7 protein-coding genes and 1 tRNA gene are annotated in these 8,921 nt (G+C 55.2%); 5 read left to right on the top strand and 3 right to left on the bottom strand.

All coding sequences use genetic code 11. The annotated features are described in order from the left end of the window. Together ACTF58_RS13145 and ACTF58_RS13140 are read left to right on the top strand one after the other, a co-directional pair. Window positions 1–240, top strand: a 240-nt coding sequence (locus ACTF58_RS13145) for a DUF6280 family protein (protein ID WP_438992421.1), incomplete at its 5' end; no start/stop codon positions are given. A gap of 74 nt (window positions 241–314) precedes the next feature. After that, window positions 315–1,763 (top strand): cobyric acid synthase, encoded by a 1,449-nt coding sequence (locus tag ACTF58_RS13140; RefSeq protein WP_438992420.1) that lies wholly within the window; start codon window positions 315–317, stop codon window positions 1,761–1,763. A 15-nt stretch (window positions 1,764–1,778) separates the two neighbouring features. Here the strand turns inward: ACTF58_RS13140 and ACTF58_RS13135 are convergent, their stop codons facing one another. The 3 genes from ACTF58_RS13135 to ACTF58_RS13125 all read right to left on the bottom strand — a co-directional run bounded on the left by ACTF58_RS13135 (window position 1,779) and on the right by ACTF58_RS13125 (window position 4,901). Beyond that, on the bottom strand, window positions 1,779–2,720 hold the full coding sequence (locus ACTF58_RS13135; RefSeq protein WP_438992419.1) for a hypothetical protein: 942 nt from the start codon (window positions 2,718–2,720) through the stop codon (window positions 1,779–1,781). Between the two features lie 72 nt (window positions 2,721–2,792). Next, on the bottom strand, window positions 2,793–4,205 hold the full coding sequence (locus tag ACTF58_RS13130; RefSeq protein ID WP_438992418.1) for a TolC family outer membrane protein: 1,413 nt from the start codon (window positions 4,203–4,205) through the stop codon (window positions 2,793–2,795). Window positions 4,206–4,247: 42 nt separating this feature from the next. Beyond that, window positions 4,248–4,901 carry a protein-L-isoaspartate O-methyltransferase family protein gene (locus ACTF58_RS13125; protein WP_438992417.1) on the bottom strand — a complete coding sequence of 218 codons (654 nt, stop codon included), beginning with the start codon at window positions 4,899–4,901 and terminating at the stop codon, window positions 4,248–4,250. Window positions 4,902–5,410: 509 nt separating this feature from the next. Here ACTF58_RS13125 and ACTF58_RS13120 point away from each other — a divergent pair. The 3 genes from ACTF58_RS13120 to ACTF58_RS13110 all read left to right on the top strand — a co-directional run bounded on the left by ACTF58_RS13120 (window position 5,411) and on the right by ACTF58_RS13110 (window position 8,729). Continuing rightward, complete coding sequence (locus ACTF58_RS13120; protein ID WP_438992416.1) at window positions 5,411–7,372, top strand: GumC family protein; 1,962 nt, start codon at window positions 5,411–5,413, stop codon at window positions 7,370–7,372. Then, the gene (locus ACTF58_RS13115; RefSeq protein ID WP_438992415.1) at window positions 7,369–8,538 is read left to right on the top strand and encodes a polysaccharide biosynthesis/export family protein; all 1,170 of its coding nucleotides are present in this window, start codon (window positions 7,369–7,371) and stop codon (window positions 8,536–8,538) included. The genes ACTF58_RS13120 and ACTF58_RS13115 overlap by 4 nt, the downstream gene beginning before the upstream one ends. A gap of 117 nt (window positions 8,539–8,655) precedes the next feature. Then, window positions 8,656–8,729: transfer RNA gene (locus ACTF58_RS13110), tRNA-Cys, on the top strand. The last annotated feature ends 192 nt before the right edge of the window (window positions 8,730–8,921 follow it).

Raw genomic sequence — 8,921 nt, 5'->3', positions numbered from 1 at the left:
GCTGCCCTCGACGATGCTATCGCCGATGATAAGAAGTATGGCAACGGCCCTGAGCAAATTGCGCGCTGGGCCCGCTCGCGTGATGGCCGTGAAGTGCTGTCTTGTGCGGGGATTGACCCGAACGAACGCGTTGTAACCGGTTTGATGGACTTTGTGTCCAAAGGGGTTCGCACCTCTGTTGCGCTGTCGCGCGAAGAGAGCGAGCGTCGCAACGCTGCGGCACAGGCCGAAGCGGCCTAAGTCTACCGTTCTATTTTGCAAAATCGGCCCTCCTTTGGGGGCCTTTTTTGTGTCTGACATATGGAAAAGCACCGATGAGCAAAGCAGTGATGATACAGGGCACCGGCTCTGATGTGGGCAAGTCGCTTCTTGTGGCGGGCTTATGCCGCGCGGCGGCCAACCGTGGCCTCAGCGTTGCGCCATTCAAGCCACAGAATATGTCAAACAACGCCGCTGTGACGGCAGACGGCGGCGAGATCGGCCGCGCGCAGGCGCTTCAAGCGCTGGCCTGCCGGATTGCGCCGCACACCGATATGAACCCTGTGCTCTTAAAGCCCGAAAGCGAAACCGGCGCGCAAGTGATTGTGCAGGGCAAGCGCGTCGGCACACAGGCCGCGCGCGACTTTGGCAAGAAAAAGCAGAGCCTGATCGGCCCTGTGCTGGAGAGCTTTGGGCGGCTTAAGGCGCAGTATGATCTGGTGATTGTCGAGGGCGCGGGCAGCCCTGCCGAGATCAATTTGCGCCAAGGGGATATTGCCAATATGGGCTTTGCCGAGGTTGGCAATGTGCCTGTGATTTTGGCGGGGGATATCAACAAAGGCGGGGTGATTGCGCAGATCGTGGGGACGCAGGCTGTTTTGCCGCCCAAAGACGCGGCCCATATCAAAGCGTTTATTATCAACAAGTTTCGCGGCGATGTGCGCCTCTTTGATGACGGGTTGAAGGCGACCGAAGCCTTTACCAACTGGCCTTCTATGGGCGTTGTGCCGTGGTTTTTTGAGGCCTGCCGCCTGCCTGCGGAGGATGCGCCAGAGCTGGGGCTTGGCGGCGACGGCAAGCTCAAGATCGCGGTGCCGCTCTTGTCGCGGATTGCCAACTTTGATGATTTTGATCCGCTGGCCTCCGAACCGGATGTGAGCCTTGTTATGGTGCCGCCCGGGCAGCCCCTCCCCGCAGATGCGACGCTTGTGATCTTGCCGGGGAGCAAATCGACCATCGCGGACCTCGCTTTTTTGCGCGCGCAGGGCTGGGATATTGATATTGCGGCCCATATCCGCCGTGGCGGACATCTCTTGGGCATTTGCGGGGGCTACCAGATGCTGGGGCGCGAGATTGCCGACCCTGAGGGGCTTGAGGGCGCGGTCAGCTCTGTGGCGGGCCTCGGGCTTTTGGATGTGGTCACCGTGATGCGCCCTGAAAAGCGGGTGCAACTGACAGAGGCAGCAGATACGGCGACAGACGCGCCGATCAGCGGCTATGAAATCCACTTGGGCGAGACCACAGGGGCCGATTGCGGGCGCGGCTGGCTCACCGTTGAAGGCGCGGCCCATGGCGCGGCGAGTGCCAACGGGCGGATCAGGGGCTGTTATTTGCACGGGCTGTTCACATCAGACAGCTATCGCGCCGCCTTTTTGCAGAGCTATGACGCCAGTTCAAACCTGAATTATGACGCGGATGTCGACGCGGTTCTGGACGCGCTGGCGGCGCATCTGGAAGAGCATCTCGATATAGATAAAATTTTAGAGATTGCCGCGCAGGCCTAGGGTCAGGACCCTAAGCTATTCAAACTCTTGCGCCATCAGCGCGCGGTGAATCTCGCGGCGCACGAGCTTGCGCACATTGCGGGTGATCCGCTCGCCCAATGCGCCTTGCAGCTCCTGGCGCACGATATCGGCCACCATTTCGCGCAGCGCATCTTCATCAATCAGCGTTTCGTCACCCGCCAGAAAATCATAGGAGTCTTGTGCTGGTTCTTCGGGTGTTGGGGCCGGGTCTATGGGTTGTTCTGAAGACTGTTCTGACGGGGTTTCTGCGATATCTTCGGCCAGATCGCCAGCGTCGTCTTCAACCTCATCAGAGACTTCGGAAAAATATGTCGCCTGTTCAGGCTCAATGGCCTCGCTGTTGTGGTCTTCCCATGGCAGGGCGTCTCCACTGCCAGTGTGACTTTCGCTGCCAGTGTCGCTTTCGTCTTCGTCCCAGGTTTCGTCTTGTGTGGAAACCGCGGCTTCAAGCTGTTCTATGCGCCGCTTCAGGCTCTCGCCAGCTGCCGCTTCTGGCTGTGACGGGGTGATTTTATCGTCTTGGGCATCGGCGAGGGCACTGACCTCTTCAGGGACTGGCGCCGCTTGGGCCTCTGGCTCTTGAGCCTCTTTTGGCTCTGCCTCGGGGGCCGTGTCGGCTTGCGCCGCTTGGTCCTGCGGGTCTTGCGCGGCGGTCTTCTCCTCTTCCTCGGGAGGCAAAGCGAGCGCTTCCGCGATCCGAAGAGACGGCGTCAGAACGAGCTTGTCGAGGCCTGCTTTGGCCCCCGTATTGGCTTCGGGCGCGGGCGCAGGGTCTTGTTGATCCGCAGCGTCATCCGCGAGGGATTGGGCCTGAGGCGAAGAAGTGCTGGCCTTAGACGCGCGTGCATCCGCACCGGCCCCGCCGCTTTCGGACACCAGCCGACGGATTGACGACAACACGTCTTCTATTTCCACGTTCGTGACGGGATCTGACATAACTTTATACCACTCTTGCCTCGCCCCAATAGTAACGCGGGGCCGAGATTCTCACAACAGATATGAACGATTTTACTTTTTACCGAGTGATTTAAGCACTTGATCGAGCTGCTGGCCTTGTTTTGATCTGTTGGTCGGAGCCGCTTTGACAAGATTGTAATAGGCGGCGGGATCATAGCTTGGCACGTTGAGATTGAGCTGCTCTGCCGTGAGAAGCCCCATGGTTGCGAGGAGGAAGTAACCTGCACGCAGCTCGTCGATCTGGGCGGAGAGGAGACTGGCACGGGCGTCCAGAAGCTCTTGTTCGGCATCCAGCACATCCAGCGTGGTGCGCGCGCCAAGAGTTGCTTCTTCGCGCACGCCTCGGAAGGCCACCTCTGCGGCGCTCACTTGCTGGGTGCTGGCGGCGGATGTGGCCCGCGCGACACTTAGCTGTGCCCAAGCATTGCCGACATTCTGCGCGATTTGCAGCTGTGCCACATGAAGATCGGCACGGACCGCATCCCGCTGGGCGCGCGACTTGCGCTCAAGCGCACTGAGGCGGCCACCCTGATAGATCGGCGCAGACGCGGACAGGCCAAAGCTCGCGGTGTCGCTGCCATTGATGGAATTGACAGTGTCCGAAACACCAATGCTGCTGGTGATTTTCAGCTGCGGCCTCTTGGCCGCTTCGGCCACAAGGATACCCGCTTCGGCAGCGCTCACCTGATGCTGAACACGTTTCAGATCGGGGTGGGTGCGCATGGCGAGGGCCTTGGCGCTGTCGAGTGTTTTGGCGGGCGATTTGATCGCTTTGGGCGCGGTCAGGTTTCTGGGCGTATAGCCGACAACCGCGCGGTAGCTTTCAATCCCGCGTGCCAGATCGCCCTCGGCGGCGGCAAGCTGCGCACGGGTGGCCGCGAGGCGGGCCTCTGCAATCGCAACATCTGTACGGGTCACTTCGCCCACTTCGAAACGGTCGCGCGCGGCGCGCAGCTCTTCAGAGATCACGCGCAGGTTGTTCTTGCGCAGACGGACAAACTCTGTGGCGCGGCGCACGTCAAAATAGGCATCCACCGCCGACATCAGCACTTGTTGTTCAACAGAGACCAGAGTTTCGCGCGTCGCCAAGACGGTTTCTTTGGCAATATCAAGGCGCAGACGGTTTGCGCCGCCATCATAGAGCATCAGCTCGGCGGCAAGGCCAACCGTGGTCGAAACGGACTCAGACGTGCCCAATGTTGCACTATCGACATAGGCATAGGAGAACGAGCTGCTCCAGCCAATGATCGGGCGCAAGGCCGACATCGCCACCGCGGCATCCTCATCAGCCGCGCGCAGGACGGCACGGTTTTTCTCAATCAGGCCGCTGTTTTTGTAAGCGCCGACAAGAGCATCCGCGAGGGTCTCGGCTTGGGCTTGATCTGTCGGGGCCGCAAGGCCCGCCACGAAGGCCAAGGCCACACCCGTTCCACGCAACGCATTTTTCAGTAGTCCAAGCCGCATCAGGCGCACTCCAAGTTATTGCTTGATCCGTCACATGACGGCTTAGAGGCTAAAGGCCTCTTCGCGTTCAAAGCCCGCGAGCACGGGCGCACCCGCATTGAAAGCAAACCGCCAGTTCATCTGGCCGTTGACCTTAAGGCCAATACGCACGGTTCCGAGATTTCCGTCGGCAAAAATGGCCGCCATACGGCCACCTTCTTTGAGCTGATCTGTGACCGCTTGGGGCACGACTTCAACCGCGCCTTGCACAGTGATCACATCATAAGGGCCGTGCTGGGGCGCGCCTGCGGCGATTGGCCCCTGCTCCAGAACCGCGTTGACAAGGCCTGTCTCGGCCAAAAGCGCCTCGGCATCAGCGGCCATCGCCTCGTCTTCTTCCACCGCAATCACCGCCTGCGCCATCTGCGCAATCACCGCTGTGGAGTAGCCCATGCCTGCGCCCAGATCGAGGACAAGCTCGTCTGATGTAATATCCAGCGCATCCAGCATCTTGGCCAATGTGCGCGGCTCAAGGAGCACACGGCCTTTGGAAACCACAAGGTTTTCACCAAGATACGCCGCTTCCCGCAGCGCTTGGGGCACGAATTTCTCGCGCTCCACACTCAGCAAAGCTTCGATAATCGGATATTTGGTGACATCGGAAGGACGCACCTGATTATCGACCATCATACGGCGTCTGTCGGCAAAATTTGTCATAAGTGAACCCGTTCGTTCAGAATCTCTGGGGTGGTTCTGACACATTCCCCGCGCCCCTTCAATCCAAAGCCGCACGTCGCCCCTTGCGCGGGGGTGGGGAATGGGGGTTGGGAATCGGCTAATTCGCGTCACGAACCAGAAACGGCAAGTTGGCGGAGTGGTGACACAACGGATTGCAAAGCTGATAGATAAGTTTCACCTAAAATTGAACACAGTTAGCGCGTTGAAACTTATACATAAGTATGGCCTGTTCGTGACTTGCAGCCACCGTGAGTGAAATTGAATGTGCACAGAGCCTAAAGTGAACTTGCGGTTACAGAGAAGCACTGACCATCCTTTACAACAAAGAACTTAGCTCAAATTTTTAAATAAATGTCGACAAGTGAACGACGCTTCAAAAGCATAACACGTTAATAGGCATCCTTCGACTTTGCTTCATTGCAGCGTCCACATAAAAGTAATATCAAAGCCCCGATTGTATCCAGTAATTCATCAGTGAGCAGTAATCAGTGACACAGGACGTTGACGACGAAATCGACCTTAAAGAGTTAGCGTTAAGCCTCTGGGCAGGGAAGTCTTTGATGGTGGCTTGTATGCTGTTTGCAACAGTGTTTGCTGTGGGATACGCGCTCATTAAAAAGCCAGAATACACCTCAACTGCGGTATTTGAGATAACTCAGGCTAATAATCGCCCCTCACTGCCCTCTGAATTTTCCGGGCTGGCGGCCTTGGCCGGCGTTAATGCTAGCTCCAACTCCAAAGGGCTTTTTGACCGCTTGGTTGGCCGTGATTTTGTTCTCAGGTTGGACCAAGAGGTAGACCTATTAGGTGATGAGTATTTCAACCCGGTGGAAACGTCCGAGCCAACGCTGAGCGCCAAAGCCATAAAAGCTATCAAGCAGCTGCTCCAACCCAATGCCAATGAGCAAGCGCCAATAAGTGCTGATGCTTATGTGGACGTGGTTAAAACATACCGAGACAACGTCAAGGTGAGCGAGACCTCAAATGGGTCAATAGAAGTTGTCGTGACCCATGAAGATCCTGAGCGCTCGGCAACAATCGCAAATGCTATCGTGAAGCGTGCCATTGAGGAAACTCAATCAGAACGGCTTTCAGAACAGCGCAAACAACTGGGCTATTTGTCAGGCGAACTTGCGAAAGCGCTCACAAACATGGAGGCAACAAAACGGGCGGTGGCTAATTTTGCACTCGCAAATAGCCTGCAAGCCTCTGGTGAGTTTGCCCAAAGATCCGAGTTGATGGCAAGTTTGCGGGAAGATCTCGAAAGAACGCTGGAAATGGCTTATGGCGTGGCCGAGGTGACGGAATTGCTCGAAAAGGCAGGCACGCCCACGCAGGAAGACTTTGCCCTCCTGAGGGCGCAAGTTTCAGTGGTAGATGATGTTGATTTTCGTCGGCTGCTCGGCATCCCTGAGGCGCTCAATGCATGGGAATTTCCATCCAAGACAAGGCTGGATGCATTTGCCAACACTCTAGATGACCGGCTCTCACGCATTAAGCGCTCTATAAATGAGTTAAGCCAAGAAGCGGAAGAATTTGCGGAGTCGACCGAGCAGCTGTCGACGCTGCGGCGGGAAGCGGCCATTGCAGAAGCGACGTATAATGTCTTGATGGAGCAGGTGAAAATCCAGTCTGTAACGGCCGGGTATCAATCAGAACCAGCGAAACTATACCAGTCAGCAGTGGCCCCTTCAGTGCCCTCCGCTCCCAAGAAGTCACTGATTGTCGCCCTCGGCCTTGTGCTTGGCGGCTTTGTTGGCGCGGCAATCACCCTTGCGTTAAATGCGAGCAGCGGCGTGATTTATTCTTCGCACACGATCGCCCAAGCGCTCGGCTTCCCACCGAGCAAAAAGATGCCGTTCTCAACAAGGGTAAAGGGCACACTTCAAAATACATTGGCGAAAATGTCCCGTTTACCCCTAATGGATCTAGGGGAAGCCTCGTTAACGATTTCAAAATATCCCAACCGACCCATCATCGTAGCCGCAACCGGATCCGATATTGACGGTTTGCCGTTTTCAGTATGGCTGGCTAATTTTGTTCACAAATCACGGCAACGGACCCAGCCTAACGCTAAGCCAGTGGGCGTGCTTCTTGTAGGCGGCGCAATTCCGAAGGGCTTAACGCTGGAGCCAACATCTGACCCCTCGCTCCTCTCAGGGTCAGTGGAGAATATAACATTCTTCACCCCCTCGGCAGACATATCCCCGACAGAAATATTCGGGGAAGCCGGGCTCAAAAAATTATTGAAAAATGCCGATAGTTTCGAACATTCTGGCCTAATCATTGTCACCTCTGCAGAGTATTCAGCCATTGCACTGAGTGCACTGTCTGATGCCAATGCGATCTGTCTGGCCGTGACGAAACCCGGCAAGTCAGAACGCGATATTATTGCTAAGACGTCAAAGCATTCTAACTGGACGGCAAATATATGTTTGGAAAAATCATGAAACTCACCAACATCTTTTTTGCGTCTTCGTTGGTCTTCATGGTGAGCTGCGCAGAAATCCTGGAAGAGCCTCGACTCAACAGTGACGTTGACCGAAACCTTCAGGAAGATCTTGATGCAAAGCTGGTGCCTCTCACAACCAGCGTCGTAGAGAGTCTCAACAAGCAGCCCTTCGACTTGCTCCTGACACGAAAAAATTCGCTCAATGAAAATCAAAATCTTTCTGCGTCTTCTATCGGCACGTCCCTTCCTAAAACCACATCGCCCATCCCCTACCAAATAGGGATCGGCGATGTTCTGTCCCTCACTCGGTTTATCACCAGACAGGGCGTCACAGACGATGTGGCGCGAGACAGCATGGTTACAAGCACGACGCGCGTCACCGCTGATGGCAATATCCTGTTTATTGAAACTGGCCTCCTGAAACTTGAAGGCAAGAGTATTGCCCAAGCGCGCAGTGAAGTTTCTAACGCTCTGATCAGAAACGGAATTGACCCTCGCTTCCAATTGGAAGTGAGCGGGTTTAATTCTCAAAAAGTCGGGTTGATCATCTCCAAGACGGCCGGCACCGGCGCGGGCGTGAATGTTGCGGTAACAGAGTCCGAGCAAGGCACAGCCCTTTATACGATCACAGAGCGACCCTTAACGCTGAAAGAGTTACTGATTAGGGCTGGCTTTGAAATTGATGATAGTTTGCTTCAAATAGCGACGCTACAAAGATCAAAGCGGTCCTACAGGATCCCTATTCCACATATTTTCTCAAACACGGCTCCCGATTATTACCTCACTGGCGGCGATATAGTTAAATTGGAAAATATAAACTATCGCCCACAATTCGCATATATGATGGGGGGCGGATCAAAGCCACAAACGTTACTGCTCAATCCACAAACCAGAACCGTTTTGGCGGAAGCTTTATTCGCTGAAGGTGGATTGCTTTCCTCAGCAGCAGCTCGAAAATGGGAAGTTTATATGCTCCGCGGCCAAGATCCTATTAACGTCTACCATCTAGACGCGACCGACCCGACACGTTTGAGCCTTGCTACCAAAGTGGAACTGAGACCAAACGACATTGTATTCGGCTCAACCAAGCCGATTTACGACTTCAAAACATTGCTGGGCTTACTGATGCCATTAAGATCCTTGAGCGACACTGCTTCCGAATAATTAACCGCACTCGCACGCGACACATTCACAGCTCAGATTAATCACACATCGGACCCACAACAGCACGACACCGCTTGCACATCTTTCCATCATTGTGTAACACGCAGCATCACTTAAGGCGGGTTGGTAGAGTGGTTATGCAGCGGATTGCAAATCCGTGTACACCGGTTCGATTCCGGTACCCGCCTCCATTTAAATTCAAGATCTTAGGGCATTGCACCGTGGCAGCTTATTGATCAAATTCCGATCCACTGCCTTGAGCCTCCCCCTTTGAATTGGTCCGTCCCTATAGTTAGGAAAACGGAGAATCGAAGATGGGAATTACGAGACCGAAGCCTGAAGAGATTGTTGTTAAGCTGAGGCAAGTTGAGGTGCTGACAGGC

The organism is Lentibacter sp. (assembly GCF_965657785.1).
GTDB lineage: Bacteria > Pseudomonadota > Alphaproteobacteria > Rhodobacterales > Rhodobacteraceae > Lentibacter.
This window is presented reverse-complemented; position numbering and strand designations above follow the sequence as displayed.